Raw genomic sequence first — 17,104 nt, 5'->3', positions numbered from 1 at the left:
CGCACTCAATGTTTCTTAAAAACGACCGCAGCCCAGTTATTCTTACTTATTTGTTTTATTTTTTTGAAACCACAACTTTCCGCTTTGGCCTCTATGTCCACAACATCGTTTTCATAAAAACCGCTTACCAACAAATATTCATTCGAAAACTTTGCATAACTTGGTATTTCTTCAAGTAAAATATTTCGGTTGATATTTGCTAAGACAATGTCGAAAGTTTCTTGTTTTTGAGTAGCTATCGTTCCCAATTCAATGCTGATGTTTGGTGTATTGTTGAGTCCAATGTTTTCAATGGTATTTTCAACTGACCATTCGTCTATGTCAAATGCGTGGATTCTGGCAGCTCCAAGCTTAGTCGCTAGAATTGCCAAGATTCCAGTTCCAGTACCCACATCAAGCACTGATTTGTTCTGATGGTCAATTTCAAGCTGAAGTTGCATCATTTGCGAAGTGGTTTCGTGGTGACCAGTTCCAAACGACATTTTAGGTGTGATAATTATTTCATGTTTATATTTTCCTTCTGAAGATGGATGAAAAGTCGCTCTTATAAATACTTGGTCCAATACTTCAATTGGCGAGAAATTAGATTCCCATTCCTTGTTCCAATTCTGTTTTTCTATTTTTTTTAAACTGTAAATTAAAGGCGTTTTTTCGGCATATACTTCCATAAGGTTTTTTAGTTTCCGCTCTTCAAAATCTCCTTCTAATACATAAGCTTGCAATCCGTCTTCAGTTTCGATAAACGAATCGAAAGCGATTTCTGCCAATTCAGCCATCAATATTTCTGAAAAATCTGGCTCAACTGTTAGTGTTAGTTCTAAATAATCCATTTAAATGCTAAGTTTTTTAAAATACAAAAAGCCCGACTATCGGGCTTTAATATAGATAAATTTTATGTTTTTATTCTTCGTCTAAATCTCTACCTGTTTCAGCTGATTTTTTAGAACTTAATCCAATGTTTAAAGAAATCCTCCAAGTATTTGCAAGCGGGTTGCCAGAGTTGGTAGGTATTAAATAAGCCATATCTAATTTATAGATATCTTTTAGCGTAATACCAAAACCTGTTGTAAAATATTGTCTTCCTCCTTTGTCTGGAGATTCGTAAAAATAACCTGTCCTCAGTGAAATCAAATCCGCATAACTGTATTCTACACCAATTGAAGTCATTACCTCGCTAAGCTCCTCTTTTATGCCATTCGGAGCGTCTGTCCAAGAAGTAAACATTGTACTAAAAATACTTTTATCCGAAATTGGTGTGTTTTCTTTTGGAGTAGGCACAAGTAGTTTGTTGAAATCAAGTAAAAGCGTAAACGTATTCAATTCATCTGGACTATGAGATATTTTGGTTCCAATCTTAAAGTTAGCAGGTATAAAATATTGACCGAAGCCATAATTTACTTTACCGCCAATGTTTTGTAAAACTACGCCGTAGTCGATATCTGTCTTTTTAGGTTTGTCAGAATTTCTATCAGTTGGTCTAGTTTTGTTGTAATAGAATCCTAGATCAAAAGCTCCAGTTCTACCGGGTTTACCTGCTTGTCCGTTTATTATAGTATTTCCGACTAAATTTGAGTTTATAAACTTCATATTTAAACCCATCGAAAAATCAGAACTTAATTTTTGAGATATACCTAAGGTTACTGCGAATTCTTTGGAATGAAATTTATCTAAATTGGCACCGTAAGCATTTGTAAATTGAATATCTCCTTGATCAAAATAAGTAATTCCAGCTCCAATAGCCTGTTTGTCTGATACTTTGTAATAGGCATTGGCTGTCATAATTCCCATGTCTTGTACAATGTCTCTAAGCCAAGGTGCATAAGAAAAACTACTTCCAAACTTGTTTTCTGAATAGGCTAATTTGGCAGTGTTCCAATATAGTGCATTGGCATCAGGTGCTGAAGCTGCTCCAGCGTCTCCCATAGCGGCAGCTTTTGAGTCTGGCGTAAGAGATAAAAATGGAACTGCAGTAGTAACGACTGTATAACCCTTTGCCAAAGTTTGACCAAATGAAAGATTTGTAAAAAGGGAAAGTGTTATAACTCCAAAAATTGAAGATTTTTTCATAAAAGCGGTATTCACGGAATAATAATTTCTTATATTCATAATTAAAGATTCAAAATAATAAACTTTTATTGTCATTTCCAAAACAATAATCTTCCAGAGGCTTGTGTACTTTCGTTTTCTGATTTAGAAAGTAGCTCTAATTTAAAAAATAATTGGCTTGCCATATTTGTTTTTCCCTCAAAATCTAATCCAAACTCGATTTTCCCTTCACATTTTTCGCATGATTTTTGCAAATCGACCACTGTACGGCCAAATGTGTCATAAATCATCAAATGAGCAAGTAGATTATCTCCAAGTCTATTATGTTTAAAAATCAGATTGGTGTAATTTGAAAAAGGATTTGGGTAATTTAGAAAATTTTCAATAGAGAATCGTTGCTTTTCAATGTTAAAATCAAACGGTTTTTCTGTAACATTATTATAATTGTCAAAAACAATAAATTTTAAAGTATGTTTGCCTGAAGCTAAATTTCCAACGTAATAAGTAAGGTTGCCTTGAACGCTTCCATCATAAGGATTGAAAAAATTATTTGCTACGACTATAGTACTGTCATCTATTATTATTTTAATAAAATGCTCTTGATTGAATTCTGAAATATTTATTCCACTCGGGTCGTAAACATTAAAAGTTAAATACTGATCACTATCTATACTTATTTCCACCTCAGGCCCTTCATTATCTAGATTTTCGGTAGTTTCGCTCGATATAATGAATTGGTCAAAATAACCAAAGGCGTTTTCAGTGGAGTCGGTATCAGTTGCATAAAAAGAAATTAGAGCTTTGCCTATTCCGGAGATTTGATCTTTAGGTAATATTAAACTGCCTTCAAAAATACCGTTTGTTAAATTAAATATACCTTCATAGAGCTTAGAGCTTGGAGAAGAATATTCAAACTTTGGTCCATCAGTATAGGTGCCGAGCGTTTGAATTTTTTCTGTTTTGTCGAATATCTTGATTTGGATTTTGCCATTTTTGATTTTTGAAGACTCACCTCTAAACTCTATCTTTTCTAATGCTTTCCAGACCGTATTACCCGGTATTTGGTTGTTTATATGCGTTAATGAAATAGTATTTTGATAATTTGGCAATAGTATAGATGGATCACCTAATAGACTAAAGTTTCTGTTTATTTCTCCCTCAATTGCTTGGTTTTTAGTTAATAAGAAGAGTTCGCCAAGCGTTTTGACTTTTCCTAAATTATTATAGAATGCTCGATTGATTTTTTCGTTGGTACTCGAATAAACCGGTCTTGTTGTTGTAAGCAATGCAACGCAACCTCCAGAAGGATTAAGCAAAGATAATTCAGCTCCTGAAACCAAGGCAGGATTGTCGAATTTGCCGAATTGGCAAGTTGCAGTAAAAAATATGGGCAATCTGGTACCATTTCTAAAGTTTTGAATATCCGAAATGGTCAGAAGCTTTTCTTGAGCCCAGCCATCTTCCGATCCATGGCCATTATAATTGATTAAAAAACTACCTTCATTAATGGTTTTGTTCAAAGCGAAACTAGCAGCAGGTGCATTCAGAGCGTTGCCGTTGCTAATAATCGGATACTGATCTAAATATATTTTGTCGATTTCTAATCCTCCGAATGCATTTTGGGCTAATTTGCTCATCGCTTCAGCATTTTGCTGATGAATGTTGTAGTCTCTATTGTCCGCCACAAAGCTCAGTTTGTTTCGCCAATCGCCATTTTTTATTATATCATTTTGGTAATTTATTATTTTGTTTACCATGTTTTTAGCTTCAAATAGGGATTTTACGGGCAAACGTCCCACTGATATGTCTAAGGTATGGTCGTTTTTTCTGTTGCTGATCCAAACATTATTTTGACTTACTCCTTCTTCCCAATCACCCTCAAAGTCCTCTAAAAATCCAAAAAAATCATCTGAGGCGAAACTATAAATTGGCTCTAAAGATTCGGCAGATTGATAGGTTGGAACGAGGTTTTTAGTTTCGATATATGAAATTTGGTTGTTGTTTTTATAGTCAAATGTAGCATCACCAAATAATAAAAGGTACTGAAATTTGCTTCGGTCAATATTCCAGAAATATTTGCAAATATCTCGAATAGCACTCGGGTCGACTTTTCCTGAGCTCATTTCATTGTATATTTCTTGGGTACTCAATCCAAGTACTTCTAAGTTTTGCGTTTGTTTTTTATTTATGATAAAGCGTTCTGCTTCAGGTCTAAATTTTTCAGGAAAAACCACAAGCATTTCGGGCGAAATGTTATTTTTTATGCTTTGGTTTTTGATTTTTTCTACAAATATTGGATTGGGGAAATCGTCTTTGTTAACAACTAAAAATGGATTTTTGTTAAAATTTGAAGTTCCGAAATATCCATCTTCATTTATTTCTAAAATACATGGATTATAAGGATTGAAAATATCCCAAATTTGCGTGTTTTTATCAAAATTTGCAATATTGAGAGGTTTTTTGTCTGGGTTTTGTTTCCAAAAAAGTAATTGGTTTTTATTGTCATATTTTATTTTTCTCAAATACTGAATTTCAAAATAATCCACATAGGCACCTGCATTAGCCGAACCTTCTGTGCTCAAACTCATATTTAGTCTAAAAGTTGGATTTGTTGAAGGAAAATTAAGGAACAGGTTAGTACAATTCGATATTCTATTATATCGAGCGTAATTGTCTGAAGGGTTATAATTTGAACTTGGCAAAGCGATTTTTGCTATGCTATTTCCTTCATTTTTCAGATCTAATACTTGCTCTGATTGGCCAATTCCAAGCATTTGTAAGTTTAGGCTAATGTCTGAAACAGCATCAGGAGTTTCAATATCGAAGGACAGCGTATTATAAAAAAAATCGCCGAACCATTGTCTGCCAGATGCCAAAAGGTTTTTGTCTTCTTTTTCATGGTAATAGTAAAAAAGTGCATTGTTTGAAAATGAGGTAGTGTTATTTGGAGCTGTAATCGAAGTTATTTTTTTTGATGATTTGCTCCCCAAGTTGATATAATAAAAATTTTGGTCTGAATATGGATTTATTGAATGAGAAATCGTATTTGTAACAGAATCAAAGGAAACTTTATGTGATGACGCTCCATAAAATGTAATCTGATCATTATTGTCGAATTTATGGTCACTATCTGTACATAATACCGGGATTTCGATTAAGTCTGAAATTCTATTTACAGAATTTTTTTGTGGTAATGTTTCAATATTCCCGACAAAAACGGAGATATTTTGAGGGTCAATCGTTTTTGAATTTACACCATTTTTTTTAAGAAAGGCTTGGTCTATTTTGTAAACACCTGACGTTTTTACTGCAACGCGAATCCAGTTACCTTCAAATAATACAGATTTTTGACCATAAAGGCTAATGCTGTATAAAGTAATTAAAAGGGTGAGTATTCTCATTTTTGGTATTATAGGCAAAAAAAAATAACGATTTTTCGAGTCGAATGTTATTTGAAACCTTGATTTTTCAATCTAATAATTGAATCGGAGCAAAGGAAGCAATCGTATATCTTTTCTTTGAAACAGCACATTCAACCAATGTTCGCGTCCTTCTGTTTTCAATTTTCTTGTATTTTTTATTGTTAAATACGAAAAGGTCGCCACTTTGAATTTCTGACAATGTAGGCCCTTGAGGTATTTCTGACTGTGAGTAATTACCCAAAGCTTTCATCAATAAAGGGTCTTTTGTTGAAGATGCAGCAGGGTTTTTCATGTGCTTTTTCAATACCACATGTATATCTTCTGGAAAGACCCCCAAGTCAAGCATAGGAGCCATAAGTTTGGTGAAAGTTGTTTTCCACTCAATTCCGTGTGGGGCTGGTCTTCTTCTGAATAGTTTCTGTTGGATTGCCACATGCTGATGGGCAATCTCATGAATAAGCGTCACCAAAAATGCATATTGATTTGAATCCCCGTTTACCGAAATATAATGTTGGTTATCTTTGAGTCGATAATTGCCCAAGCAAGTTTTTCGAGAACGAGACACCGTAAAATTAAAGGGAGAATGTTGCCAAAGATCTAAAATATAAGGAACGGCATTTTCTGGAATCTTGGCCAACAAGATTTTATTCAGTTTTTCTACCGAAGTTTTTTGAACCAAAACTGGTTTTTTCTTTAAAAATCCAAACAGCAAATCTTTGTTATTTTATTGATTTACAAATATAATTGAAAGAGCGTACAGTATAATAGTTAAACGCAAAACCGTAAAATAAAAACCTAGGCTTATATTTATGTATTTATTTATTGGATAAGATTTGAAAGTTTATTTTTGAGAAAAAAACATTCAAATGAAAAAAATAATCGGATTTCTATTAGTTGTATTGGTAGCTAGTTCTTGTATTTCTAAAGCAATAGACCCTTTAGCTGGATGTACAAAATCAGCTGAAAAATTCTCAACCGCTTCTTCAGCTTTTTTTATGGACTTTACAAGTAAAACAAAATGCGAGGCATTTAAAGATGCTGCAAAAGCTTATTTGAAAGATTGTCCTTCACTTTCAGTTTCAGAGGTAAAAGAGGCAAACGATAGCATTAATGATATAGATTGCAACGATTTGTAATAAAATATTAGCCTTAAAGGTGAAGAGGTAAGTAATTATCTCTTCATCCAATTTTCAACCATTTTTACGCCATGTTCGGTTAAATATGCCTCAGGATGGAATTGAACACCACGAACATCGTATTTTTGGTGAGATTCTCCAAGCACATATCCTTTTTCGTCTACTGCAGTGATTTTCAAATCAGACGGCATAGTTTCAGGCAATACAGTCCATGAGTGATATCTACAAACCTCGAAGTTTGATGGAATATTTTGGAATAAAATCTCCTCAGAGTCTTTTACAATGCAATTTGTGGTTACACCATGAAGTACCTCATCCATGTTATGAAGTTTAGAACCAAAAGCTTCTGCGATAGCCTGATGACCTAAACAAACACCAAATATGCTTTTTGATGTTTTGTATTCCGCTAATAAATCCATCATTATGCCAGCTTCTTCTGGTATTCCGGGGCCAGGTGAAAGTAGAATTTTGTCGTATTTTTTTACTTCTTCCAGCTTGATTTTGTCGTTTCTTATAACGTCGACATTTCCACCTAAATCCTTCAAAATATACACCAAATTGTACACAAAAGAATCATAATTGTCAAGTACTAATATTTTCATATTCATTTTTTGATTTTTCCTTCTTCAGACATTCTCCATTCATGTCCTCTTGTCAATGTCTTTATATTTTCAGCTTTTCTAAATCTCAATGCACTCCAATCTTCGTCTATCGCCACCATTCTTACTGGTTCATAACCAAGTTTGCCCATTATTTGCCAACCATTGTCTCTGTTAAAATCACATTTATGTCTTTTGGAACTCCCTTTAGGGTATGCCCACCAATACAATGCATCTCCTTCAAGCGAAGCATCAATTTTCGGTGCCAGCTCATCTATCTGTTTTTGCTCTTTTACAAAAGCCAACACAAACGTGTTCTTCTCGTCCTTAAGTTTTTCTTCAGTTTCCAGATATTTTTCAAAATCTTTCAATTGTTCGAAAAACTCTTCAGGAGCATTTAGAACTACTATTTTTTTTTGTTCTTTAAAATTCAGTTTTTTAAGTAATGGGTTCATTTTTATTAATTTTAGACAATAAATCCACAAAGTATTAAATTTAAAACACAATTCGATTTGAATTTTATTTGTGCATTCGTGGCAATTAAAAAAATATAATTTTTAAATCTCTGCTGCCATTTCAATTGCCTTCCTTAAAGCACCAAGTTTTAAATGAATTTCGGCCATTTCAGTTTCTATTACAGATTTAGCCACTACACCCATTCCCGCTTGGAAATAGAGTGTGTTATTTTTACTCAAGAAAGTTCTAATGGCAATAGCATGATTAAAATTCCCTTTGAAATCCATGAAACCTATCGCTCCACCATAAATACTCCTATTGTTAGGTTCCATTTGGTTTATCAAGCTCATGGCCATGTGTTTTGGCGAGCCAGAAAGTGTGCCAGCAGGGAATGTGTCAGCTACTAATTGTAAAGGGTTGGTTCCTTCGGTCATATGACCAGTAACTTTCGAAACCAAGTGGATAACATGGCTGTAAAACTGTACTTCTTTAAATATCTCCACTTTTACTTTATCGGAGCTTCTTGATAAATCATTTCTAGCTAAATCCACCAACATTACATGCTCTGCTGACTCTTTCGGGTCAGCATGGAGTTGGCGAGCCAGCTCCGCATCTTTTGCGTCATCACCAGTTCTTCTGAATGTTCCAGCTATGGGGTGAATTTCGGCCTGACCATCTTTTATAAATATTTGTTTTTCAGGACTTGAACCGAAAATATGATAATCACCTCCATCAAAATAGAACAAATATGGCGAAGGATTTATACTTCTTAAAGCCCTGTAAACATTGAAGTCATCACCAATAAAATCTTGCGAAAAGCGTCTCGAAGGCACTATCTGAAACACGTCACCTCTTAAACAGTGCTTTATGCATTTTTTGATGATTTCTTTCATATCATCATCATTGATATTTGTCTTTTCTTCGCCTTTTATGCTAAATGAAGTTGAAGTTCTTTTTGGGTTTTTTACATAAAACTCCATAGTATCAAGTCCATCTTCTTTGAATTTAGGCTCTGCGTTTTCTGCAGAATAGGCATGTTCGAATAGGAAAAGTTCATCTTTAAAGTGATTGATGGCAATTACATATCTATAAACACGGTAAAGAATCTGCGGGATAGCTGTTTCTTGACTTTTTTCTTGAATTTCTATATCTTCAAAGTATTCAACTGAATCGTATGTAATATGTCCAAAAAGTCCGTTGCTAATAAAATTATGTTCAGAATCTGGCTGTTTAAATCTTTCAGCAAATGCCTTTAGAGCACCAACCGCATCTTTTCTCTTTCCCAATTTAAATTTCTCCTCTAAACCATCAGGGAATTTTTGTGTAACCTCGTCATTGTCTATTTGAAACGAAGCTATTGGGTCACAAGCTATGTAACTAAAGCTGTTGTGCATGGCATGATAATCAGCACTTTCTAAAATCACTGAAAGCGGGAATTGCTCTCTAATTCTAAGAAAAATACTCACAGGTGTAAGTGTATCTGCCAGTAATCTTTTGCTTCTTGTTGTTATATTGAAATTCATATCTTTAATTTTCTCTCTGATTTGAAGGTTTGTTTTCTTCAAGTTCTATTTTTTAAAATAAATTATATAAAAAAACGGCTTGCCGTGTTGAACAGCAAGCCGTAATTATGTAAAAAACCACATAGCGGAATGTTGCTCAAACGGAGAAGTTCGAACGCCACCAACCTTTATTTGCTATGTAATTTGATATTTTCATGTCGCAAATGTAATTACTAAAAATAGAAAACAAAATTTTTAAGATTTTTTTTGCAAAAAAAAAGACAGACAAACGTCCGCCTTTCTTTTAACTTAAACATCTAAACATTATTTTGTTGCTGCCGCATATCTTTCCTCAACCGCATTCCAGTTTACGATTGTCCAGAATGTATCGATATAATCAGGGCGTTTGTTTTGGAATTTTAAATAATAAGCATGCTCCCAAACGTCTAATCCTAAAAGTGGAGTGCCTTTTACCTCAGCAATATCCATCAATGGATTGTCTTGGTTTGGAGTAGAAGTTACAGCTACTGAGCCATCTTCTTTGGCTATTAACCATGCCCAACCCGAACCAAATCTTGTAGTTGCTGCTGTTTTGAATGCTGCTTTAAAATCATCAACTGAACCAAAAGCCGCAATAATTGCCTCTTTTAATGGACCTGATAAATTACCACCTACACCTTGAGGAGCAAGAATGTTCCAAAACAAATCGTGGTTATAATGCCCGCCGCCATTGTTTCTAACAGCCATTGGAGCAGAACTTATGTTCGCTAATATTTCTTCGATAGTTTTGTTTTCCAAGTCTGTGCCAGCTATAGCTGCGTTCAGATTTGTAACATAGGCATTGTGATGACGATCATGATGAATTTCCATTGTCATGGCATCAAAATGAGGTTCTAATGCATCGTTTGCGTAAGGTAGGGGTGCTAATGTAAAAGCCATAATTGTATTTCGTTAAACTTATTTATCTATCTATAAATGTTTAACATCAGTTTTTTGAAAACTGTTCGATATTATGAAAAAAAATGCTTTTAGAAAAGGAATAAATGGGGCAGAACGCTATTTTTTACAATTCAGATTTGATTTTCTTTCTTTTTCAAATCTTCATTTGGCTTGGCTGAATTGATTTTATAGATCAAATATCCAATTCCTACTACAAAGTGAAAAATTACGATTGCGGCAATTATATAAGCAAATGACATAGTTATTTTCTTATAAAAGTCCTCAAAAATTGATTATTTTAAAATGACTAATGTCACACACAATTAATTCCTCAGTTTCTTGAAAAACGTTTTTAGGAGTTTCTCGGATTCAGACTGTAAAACACCACCTATAAGTTCGGTTTTAGGATGAATAATGGGTTGTTGGATTAAAGTAAAACCTTTTTTCTTGTCGTAAGCTCCAAAAATTATCCTGTCTATTTGAGACCAGGCCAATGCACCAGCACACATTACACATGGCTCTAGCGTAACGTATAAAGTGCAGTTTTTTAGGTATTTTGCCCCTAAAAAATTAGATGCCGCCGTAAGGGCTAGTATTTCGGCATGGGCGGTTACGTCGTGGAGTTGTTCTGTTTGGTTTACACCTTTTCCAATTATTTTTTTTCCTTCAGCTACCACTATTGCTCCCACTGGCACTTCGTCGTTTTCGAAGGCATCCATGGCTAAGTCCAAAGCTTTTGCCATAAAATATTCATGTGAATAAATAGGGTAGGAGTTTCTTGCCAATGAATTATTATTTTGAATGTAATTAATAAAAAAACGCCTTAAATTTTATCAATATAAGGCGTTTGGAAATATTATTAAAAAAATTAAAAACATAAACTAGCTGCACCTAATAGGCCAGCGTCGTTTGCCAAAGTGGCTCTTTTAATTTGTAAAGTTTTAACGTAATAAGGTGTTAGCCAGAAATTTAACTGCTTATTTATAGCAGGTATAATATAGTCAAATGATGCAGAAAGCCCGCCACCTATAAGTATTGTTGTGATATCCAAAATTCTAATCATTGATACCAAACCATCACCTAACAAAGTGCCTACTTCGTCAAAAATAGCAAGAGCTAATTTGTCGCCATCGGAGGCAGCAGCTACCAGACCTGTAGTAGATATTGTACCGTCGTTTGGCAATCTTGTTTCGCCTTGGTATTCAGCTCTCATTTTATTCGCCAAATCTAACAATTCGTTTTTGCCGATATTACGCTCAAGAACTTTTCCGTTTTTAGATGGCATGTGGCCCGGTTCCATGGCATTTCCGCCGCCGCCTTTGAACACCAATTTGTCAATAATAGCCGCACCGCCAACGCCAGTGCCCAAGGTTACAAAGATGTAATCTTCAGGAAGTTCTTCTTCTCCAAAATAATATTCTCCCAAAGCAGCTGCATTTGCATCATTTTCTAAGAAAAAATCATGCTCAGGAAAACGTTTTTTTAACATCGGAATTATTGGCGTTCCGTCTATTTCAGGAATAGCGGTTATTTCAACCAATGTAGATCTGTCTCTAGTAATCAAGCCAGGTACACCAATACCTATTTTTTTTACTTCAGGATTTTCCTTTAGTTGAATCGAAATGGCATCGCCTAGGTTTTCGACAAAGTGCCCTGTGTTTCTCCAGTCGCCAGTATCATGACTATAAAAGTTGGTTATACTTCCAGATTCAGCATTTACTAAACCCATTTTCACATTGGTTCCACCTACGTCAATTCCTAAATATTCTGTTGCCATTCGTATATACTATAAAATTTACTGCAAATATATATTAAAAAATATTAATATTCAGGGAAGATGATCTCTTCTATTAATCCCATTAGTTCAACTTTGCCCGTTCTCTTCTCTGCCGATGTGATAAAATACTCGGGTAGTATCTGCCATTCGGCTGATAATGCCTCTCTGAAATCCATAATATTTTTTTGTCCTTCCATTGTTTTTACTTTATCTGCTTTTGTAAAGACCAATTTCAATGGAATGTCATTCTCTCCCAATTTTTTGATAAACTCCAAATCAATCTTTTGAGGACTAACTCTTATATCTAACAAAACAAAAATGTATAAGAGATTTGGCCTTTCAAGGATATAGTTCCAAGTCATTTTTTCCCACTTAGCTTTTTCTGAAAGCGGCACTTTTGCATAGCCATAACCAGGTAAATCCACAAGATGCCATTTGTTATCAATCATAAAATGATTTATCAGTTGTGTTTTGCCTGGTGTGGAGGAGGTTTTTGCTAAGTTTTTTACGCCTGTCAACATATTTAGCAAGGAAGACTTTCCTACATTGGATCTACCGATAAATGCGATTTCGGGTAATTGGTCCTGTGGGCAGTGTTCTACTTTTGCTGAACTTTTGTTAAACTTGGCTTCTTTTATTTGGTACATTATATTTTAATTGCATTTAGGACAAACTCCCTGAACAAGCACATTGATTTCTTTTCTTTGGTAGCCTTCCGGAAGGATAATTTCTGGAATCAGAAATTTCTCTAAACAGAAAGTCTCGCCGCAGTTGGAACATTTAAAATGCACATGGTCATGGCTGTGTTTGCCTGTCGAACATTGGTCTCTACAAAGGGCGTATTTCACGCCTCCGTTGTCGTCCAATATTTTATGAATAATACCTTTATCTAAAAAGGTTTTTAGTGTTCTATAAATCGTTACTCTGTCAAATCCGTCTTCAAGGTAAGTCTCAAGATCTCCGTGTGAAAGTGCAGTGGTTTTTTGCAGAAACCCTTTCAGGATATTCTCTCTGGTATCCGTATGCCTAAGTTCAAAACTTCTTAATATGCCTATTGCCGTATCTTCCATTTGTTTAAATTTCGTACGAAACTATGTCAAACTGCATTTTTACCAAATTTGCATAAATTCCTTCGTTTTTCAAAATCAAACTTTCGTGAGTACCTGATTCTGCTATTTCGCCGTCTTTCAATACATATATTTGATCCGCATTTCTGATCGTTGCCAATCTGTGTGCTATGATGATGGAAGTTCGGCCTTTCATAAGTTCATTTAAGGCATCTTGCACCAATTTCTCCGATTCTGAGTCTAGAGCACTTGTAGCTTCGTCAAGTAAAAGTATCGCAGGATCCTTCAATATCGCTCTTGCGATTGCTATTCTTTGTCGCTGTCCGCCCGAAAGTTTTATTCCTCTTTCACCAACAATGGTTTCAAATCTCTCTGGAAACTTTTCGATAAATTCAAAAGCATTGGCTTTTCTAGCTGCTTCTTGAACTTCCGCTAAAGATGCTCCAGGCTTTCCATAGGCTATGTTTTCTAAAATTGTTCCTCCAAACAAGATTACTTCCTGTGGCACTATGGCTACATTTTGCCTTAAAAAAGTAACGTCTTGGTTTTTAATATCTTGACCGTCGATGAGTATTTGTCCGCTATAATCTGGGTAAAACTTCATCAACAATTGTACTATCGTTGATTTGCCCGCTCCAGAATGGCCAACCAATGCTATTTTTTTACCTGATTCTATTTTTAAATCTATGTCTTTCAATACTTCCACGTCAGTTCTCGACGGATAGCTGAATTTTACATTTTTAAATTCTATATCTCCTTTTATAGGATTTGGAAGCGTTTCTTTTTCTAGTTCAAGTTCAGATTTTTCATCTAATATTTCCAAGATTCTTTCTGATGCACCAATGGTTCTTTGTAGTTGAGAATAGAGGTCACCCAATCCGCTCATTGAACCACCTATGAAAATAGTTAAAGTCAAAAAGGTAATTAGGTCTGCAATCAGGATTTCTTTTTCAATAACTAAATTTCCACCAAACCATATTACTAAGACTATGCCTCCGAAAAGCCCAACTATAAAGAATGTAATAAATCCGCCCCTGAGGGTGGCAGCTTTTAAAGCCAATGTTACGGTTTCGTTTATGGTTTTCGAAAAACGATTTGATTCTAGTTTTTCATTTGTGAAAGACTTCACGATTGAAATTGATTGCAAAGATTCTTCAACTATAACGTTAGCTTCTGCCAGTTTTTCTTGCACTTTTTTAGAAAGTACCCTAATGTATCTACCAAATACTAATGCCGCTATCACTATAATTGGAAAAGTGGCTAACATGAAAATGGTCAGTTTCCAAGAAATATAAATTAAGATTGTGATTCCAATAACCATGGTGGCTATTTGCCTAAAAAATTCGGCCAAGGTTGTTGAGAGTACACTTTGAATAGCCGAAACGTCCGAAGTTTGGCGACTCATAAGGTCACCTACTCGGTTATTTTCAAAAAATGAAATAGGCGATGTAATGTATTTATCGTACAATATTTTTCGAATATCGGCTGCAGTTTTTTCACTCACTATTGCAAAAAAGTACACCCTGAAAAATGAAAAGATGCCTTGGAATACCAAAATACAAGCAAAAAAGATTGCGACTTGATTGATAGTATAGGCAGATTTTCCTTCCATTACTTTGGTCATTTCTCCAATCAAAATCGGAAAAACCATGGTAGTAAGAGTGGATAAAACTAAAAATACCATGCCTATGATATAAGTGTTTTTGTAAGGGAGGGTAAATTTGAGCAAAGCAAGTGCTTTTTTCAAACCGTCTTTACTAACTTTTCTTTTGTCTTTTGGGGCCACTTCTTCCCAAAATTCACTTTTTCCTTTCGCCATTATTCTTCTATCTGTCCTCTGTATTTCGATTCCCTGAGTATTTCTGAGGGTTTTTCTAATTTCATTAACTCTTGAAACGTTGTATTAGGTTTTTCGGTTCGGTATCGCTGAATAATCCTCCAGCCAAGCCATTGACCAATTCGGCCCGGACATTTTGGGCCAATTTCTGGCACGTTTGGTCTTTCGCCAAAATATTTTTCTTTTAAATGGGGGTCTGGACTGTAAAGCAGTTGTTTGTCAACAATATGTGCCCAAACCAAATCTTGAGCATCCCAGGTTTCAATGAGTTGCTGATTTGTAAAACCAATAATCAAAGAATCTGGTGTGTTGGGAAGCATTTCTTTGGTAAATTCTAAAGATTTTCCAAAAAACAACATATCTGCTAAAAATGACTCGTCTCGGCTGTCGAGTTTGTTGTAATTGTTTGATAAAAAGCGTATTACTGTCGGTACTATATATTCCTTAGAGTATCTTCGTAGAATATAGTTAGGTTGTTCAGGACGATATAATGCTTTTGGGCCAATAAATGATTCTAAGCCGATTATTACAAGCGAATCAGAAACAAAAAGGTCGTTTTCTAAACCTGTAAATGTTGCTACTATTTTTGGAGATTTAAAATCTGGATATAACGATTTTATGTTTTTAAATGCTTCTTGGAATTCCTTTTTGAGGTCATCTAACTCGCCAAAAGTAGAATCAGTTTGCTCGAAAAGTTTACGGGTTTCAGGATGCGTGCTTAAATAATAAATATGAGAAACGAAGGCGGTGTCGTCAGGGAAAGTGCGGTAGAGCGATTTGGTGATTTCTGCATTTTTTTGGAGTAAATCCGCCATTTCAGCTTTAGATTTCACCGCCATTATTTCTCTGTCAAAACGTCGAATATCCACCGATTCTTCTGTTTTTTCAGAACTGCAAGCACCTAATCCGAGAGTCAATAAAGCAATAAATAAAATTATATAAGTTCGCATTTTGAGTTTTTAAGTTTCAAAACGCAAAATTAGGCATTTATTGTTTTAAAACCTTGCTTCTTAATCATTCAAAGCTTGATAAACCAAGTTTTCGAAGGTATCATAAAGTTCTCTCTGATGAGTGCTTGGGTATATTTGCGTCATAAGTACCACAGCAATGTTTTCTTTAGGATCTATCCAAAACGTTGTATTGTAGAGTCCGCCCCATGCTAGTCTGCCAGGTGAACCCAGTTTATGATAGGAGCTTTCTTGGGTATCTAAAGAAAAACCAAGGCCAAATTTTGTTCCTCGGCTGTTTATTGACAATTGATCTATTTGATTATTGCTCATGGCTTCTACACTTTTTCTGCTCAATATCCTAATACCATTGAGCTGACCTCCATTTAGTATCATTTGCATAAACTTCATATAGTCAGCTGCTGTTCCAGATAATCCACTCCCGCCAGAGTAATAGGTTTTTGCTCCTCTGGTAGGAAAATAAATGTTCTTTGCCTGTGGAAATGCCATCACATCCATCATTTTTCCGTTTATGTCAGAATACAAATGCACAACTCTGTTTTCTTCTTTTTCGTCTCTATAAAAATGCGTATCTTTCATACCCAAAGGTTGCAGTATTTCTTTTTCACAAAAATCAGAAAGTGATTGACCAGACAAAACCTCCACTAAATATCCAGCCATATCTATTCCAAGTCCATAGGTCCATTTTTCACCCGGTTCATGAAGCAATGGAAGTGCGGCCAAGGCTTTCATTTTTTCTGCGATAGTGACATTGTCAATATTGGCTCCGTCAGGGATTTTTGCTTTTCCATAAACTGCTCCGACCTTTTTTGGATCAGTAAACGAATAGCCAATACCTGAGGAGTGCGTTAAAAGATGCCTAATGGTTACATAGTTTTTTGCTTTTTCAGTTGTATAACTTGAATCACTTGTATTTACGTCCTTGAGTATAGTTGCGTTTTTAAATTCAGGGATATATTTAGATACTGGGTCATCCAAAAGGCATTTGCCTTTTTCTACCAATATCATAATGGCTGTAGTTACTATGGGTTTGGTCATAGAAGCTAATCGAAACACGTCATCCATTTTCATATTTTGTTCTGCTATCCCACTTTTGCCAAATGATTTAGCATAAACAATTGTCGAATTTCGACTTACCATAGCCACAGCTCCAGGAAGCCATTGGTTTTCAATATGTTTGTTTAAAAATTCATCGATTCTTTCTAATCTTGAGGTAGAAAATCCAGCAGATTCAGGTTTCGCTGTTTTTAAGTCTTGCGAAAATCCAAGGCTGATATTAAGTAAAAGTAGAAGAGAAATTAAGGTCTTTTTCATTGTAAGGTTGATGTTATTCAACAAAGCTAAAAAATTAATCT

At 35.0% G+C, this 17,104-nt stretch carries 16 protein-coding genes; 1 reads left to right on the top strand and 15 read right to left on the bottom strand.

The window, feature by feature from the left end:
* Positions 1 to 5: 5 nt before the first annotated feature.
* The 4 genes from prmA to EGI22_RS12985 form a co-directional block, all read right to left on the bottom strand.
* Positions 6 to 830, bottom strand: coding sequence for a 50S ribosomal protein L11 methyltransferase (gene prmA / locus EGI22_RS13000; RefSeq protein WP_255068897.1), 825 nt, complete (start codon positions 828 to 830; stop codon positions 6 to 8).
* Positions 831 to 900: 70 nt separating this feature from the next.
* Positions 901 to 2,067 (bottom strand): type IX secretion system outer membrane channel protein PorV, encoded by a 1,167-nt coding sequence (gene porV / locus EGI22_RS12995; protein ID WP_255068896.1) that lies wholly within the window; start codon positions 2,065 to 2,067, stop codon positions 901 to 903.
* Positions 2,068 to 2,138: 71 nt separating this feature from the next.
* Positions 2,139 to 5,447 carry a type IX secretion system sortase PorU gene (porU, locus tag EGI22_RS12990; RefSeq protein ID WP_255068895.1) on the bottom strand — a complete coding sequence of 1,103 codons (3,309 nt, stop codon included), beginning with the start codon at positions 5,445 to 5,447 and terminating at the stop codon, positions 2,139 to 2,141.
* A 67-nt stretch (positions 5,448 to 5,514) separates the two neighbouring features.
* Positions 5,515 to 6,180 carry a SprT-like domain-containing protein gene (locus EGI22_RS12985; RefSeq protein ID WP_255068894.1) on the bottom strand — a complete coding sequence of 222 codons (666 nt, stop codon included), beginning with the start codon at positions 6,178 to 6,180 and terminating at the stop codon, positions 5,515 to 5,517.
* A gap of 154 nt (positions 6,181 to 6,334) precedes the next feature.
* Between EGI22_RS12985 and EGI22_RS12980 the strand changes: the two genes are divergently transcribed.
* The gene (locus EGI22_RS12980) at positions 6,335 to 6,604 is read left to right on the top strand and encodes a hypothetical protein (protein WP_255068893.1); all 270 of its coding nucleotides are present in this window, start codon (positions 6,335 to 6,337) and stop codon (positions 6,602 to 6,604) included.
* Between the two features lie 35 nt (positions 6,605 to 6,639).
* On the opposite strand, the gene EGI22_RS12975 is transcribed toward EGI22_RS12980, so the two are convergent.
* From EGI22_RS12975 to EGI22_RS12925, 11 genes are all read right to left on the bottom strand, one after another.
* The gene (locus tag EGI22_RS12975) at positions 6,640 to 7,206 is read right to left on the bottom strand and encodes an aminodeoxychorismate/anthranilate synthase component II (protein WP_255068892.1); all 567 of its coding nucleotides are present in this window, start codon (positions 7,204 to 7,206) and stop codon (positions 6,640 to 6,642) included.
* A 2-nt stretch (positions 7,207 to 7,208) separates the two neighbouring features.
* Complete coding sequence (locus EGI22_RS12970; protein WP_255068891.1) at positions 7,209 to 7,658, bottom strand: hypothetical protein; 450 nt, start codon at positions 7,656 to 7,658, stop codon at positions 7,209 to 7,211.
* A 102-nt stretch (positions 7,659 to 7,760) separates the two neighbouring features.
* On the bottom strand, positions 7,761 to 9,182 hold the full coding sequence (locus EGI22_RS12965) for an anthranilate synthase component I family protein (RefSeq protein ID WP_255068917.1): 1,422 nt from the start codon (positions 9,180 to 9,182) through the stop codon (positions 7,761 to 7,763).
* Positions 9,183 to 9,485: 303 nt separating this feature from the next.
* Complete coding sequence (locus tag EGI22_RS12960) at positions 9,486 to 10,100, bottom strand: superoxide dismutase (RefSeq protein WP_255068890.1); 615 nt, start codon at positions 10,098 to 10,100, stop codon at positions 9,486 to 9,488.
* 323 nt (positions 10,101 to 10,423) lie between these two features.
* Complete coding sequence (locus tag EGI22_RS12955) at positions 10,424 to 10,885, bottom strand: nucleoside deaminase (protein ID WP_255068889.1); 462 nt, start codon at positions 10,883 to 10,885, stop codon at positions 10,424 to 10,426.
* Between the two features lie 83 nt (positions 10,886 to 10,968).
* The gene (locus tag EGI22_RS12950; RefSeq protein ID WP_255068888.1) at positions 10,969 to 11,877 is read right to left on the bottom strand and encodes an ROK family protein; all 909 of its coding nucleotides are present in this window, start codon (positions 11,875 to 11,877) and stop codon (positions 10,969 to 10,971) included.
* Between the two features lie 44 nt (positions 11,878 to 11,921).
* The gene (gene yihA, locus EGI22_RS12945) at positions 11,922 to 12,524 is read right to left on the bottom strand and encodes a ribosome biogenesis GTP-binding protein YihA/YsxC (RefSeq protein ID WP_255068887.1); all 603 of its coding nucleotides are present in this window, start codon (positions 12,522 to 12,524) and stop codon (positions 11,922 to 11,924) included.
* Positions 12,525 to 12,530: 6 nt separating this feature from the next.
* Positions 12,531 to 12,947 carry a Fur family transcriptional regulator gene (locus tag EGI22_RS12940; protein ID WP_255068886.1) on the bottom strand — a complete coding sequence of 139 codons (417 nt, stop codon included), beginning with the start codon at positions 12,945 to 12,947 and terminating at the stop codon, positions 12,531 to 12,533.
* A 4-nt stretch (positions 12,948 to 12,951) separates the two neighbouring features.
* Positions 12,952 to 14,763, bottom strand: a complete 1,812-nt coding sequence (locus EGI22_RS12935) for an ABC transporter ATP-binding protein (RefSeq protein WP_255068885.1) — start codon at positions 14,761 to 14,763, stop codon at positions 12,952 to 12,954.
* Positions 14,763 to 15,731: a gliding motility protein gene (locus EGI22_RS12930; protein WP_255068884.1), complete on the bottom strand. Its 969-nt coding sequence runs from the start codon at positions 15,729 to 15,731 to the stop codon at positions 14,763 to 14,765. The genes EGI22_RS12935 and EGI22_RS12930 overlap by 1 nt, the downstream gene beginning before the upstream one ends.
* 60 nt (positions 15,732 to 15,791) lie before the next feature.
* Positions 15,792 to 17,063: a serine hydrolase gene (locus EGI22_RS12925; protein WP_255068883.1), complete on the bottom strand. Its 1,272-nt coding sequence runs from the start codon at positions 17,061 to 17,063 to the stop codon at positions 15,792 to 15,794.
* Between the last annotated feature and the right edge of the window lie 41 nt (positions 17,064 to 17,104).

The sequence above is a fragment of the Lacihabitans sp. LS3-19 genome (genome assembly GCF_024343575.1).
Lineage (GTDB): Bacteria > Bacteroidota > Bacteroidia > Cytophagales > Spirosomataceae > Leadbetterella.
This window is presented reverse-complemented; position numbering and strand designations above follow the sequence as displayed.

Bases quoted from the DNA above. Each gene is read 5' to 3' on its own strand.
- prmA (WP_255068897.1), bottom strand. From the start codon at position 830: ATGGATTATTTAGAACTAACACTAACAGTTGAGCCAGATTTTTCAGAA.
- porV (WP_255068896.1), bottom strand. From the start codon at position 2,067: ATGAAAAAATCTTCAATTTTTGGAGTTATAACACTTTCCCTTTTTACA.
- porU (WP_255068895.1), bottom strand. From the start codon at position 5,447: ATGAGAATACTCACCCTTTTAATTACTTTATACAGCATTAGCCTTTAT.
- EGI22_RS12980 (WP_255068893.1), top strand. From the start codon at position 6,335: ATGAAAAAAATAATCGGATTTCTATTAGTTGTATTGGTAGCTAGTTCT.
- EGI22_RS12975 (WP_255068892.1), bottom strand. From the start codon at position 7,206: ATGAAAATATTAGTACTTGACAATTATGATTCTTTTGTGTACAATTTG.
- EGI22_RS12970 (WP_255068891.1), bottom strand. From the start codon at position 7,658: ATGAACCCATTACTTAAAAAACTGAATTTTAAAGAACAAAAAAAAATA.
- EGI22_RS12965 (WP_255068917.1), bottom strand. From the start codon at position 9,182: ATGAATTTCAATATAACAACAAGAAGCAAAAGATTACTGGCAGATACA.
- EGI22_RS12960 (WP_255068890.1), bottom strand. From the start codon at position 10,100: ATGGCTTTTACATTAGCACCCCTACCTTACGCAAACGATGCATTAGAA.
- EGI22_RS12950 (WP_255068888.1), bottom strand. From the start codon at position 11,877: ATGGCAACAGAATATTTAGGAATTGACGTAGGTGGAACCAATGTGAAA.
- yihA (WP_255068887.1), bottom strand. From the start codon at position 12,524: ATGTACCAAATAAAAGAAGCCAAGTTTAACAAAAGTTCAGCAAAAGTA.
- EGI22_RS12940 (WP_255068886.1), bottom strand. From the start codon at position 12,947: ATGGAAGATACGGCAATAGGCATATTAAGAAGTTTTGAACTTAGGCAT.
- EGI22_RS12935 (WP_255068885.1), bottom strand. From the start codon at position 14,763: ATGGCGAAAGGAAAAAGTGAATTTTGGGAAGAAGTGGCCCCAAAAGAC.
- EGI22_RS12930 (WP_255068884.1), bottom strand. From the start codon at position 15,731: ATGCGAACTTATATAATTTTATTTATTGCTTTATTGACTCTCGGATTA.
- EGI22_RS12925 (WP_255068883.1), bottom strand. From the start codon at position 17,063: ATGAAAAAGACCTTAATTTCTCTTCTACTTTTACTTAATATCAGCCTT.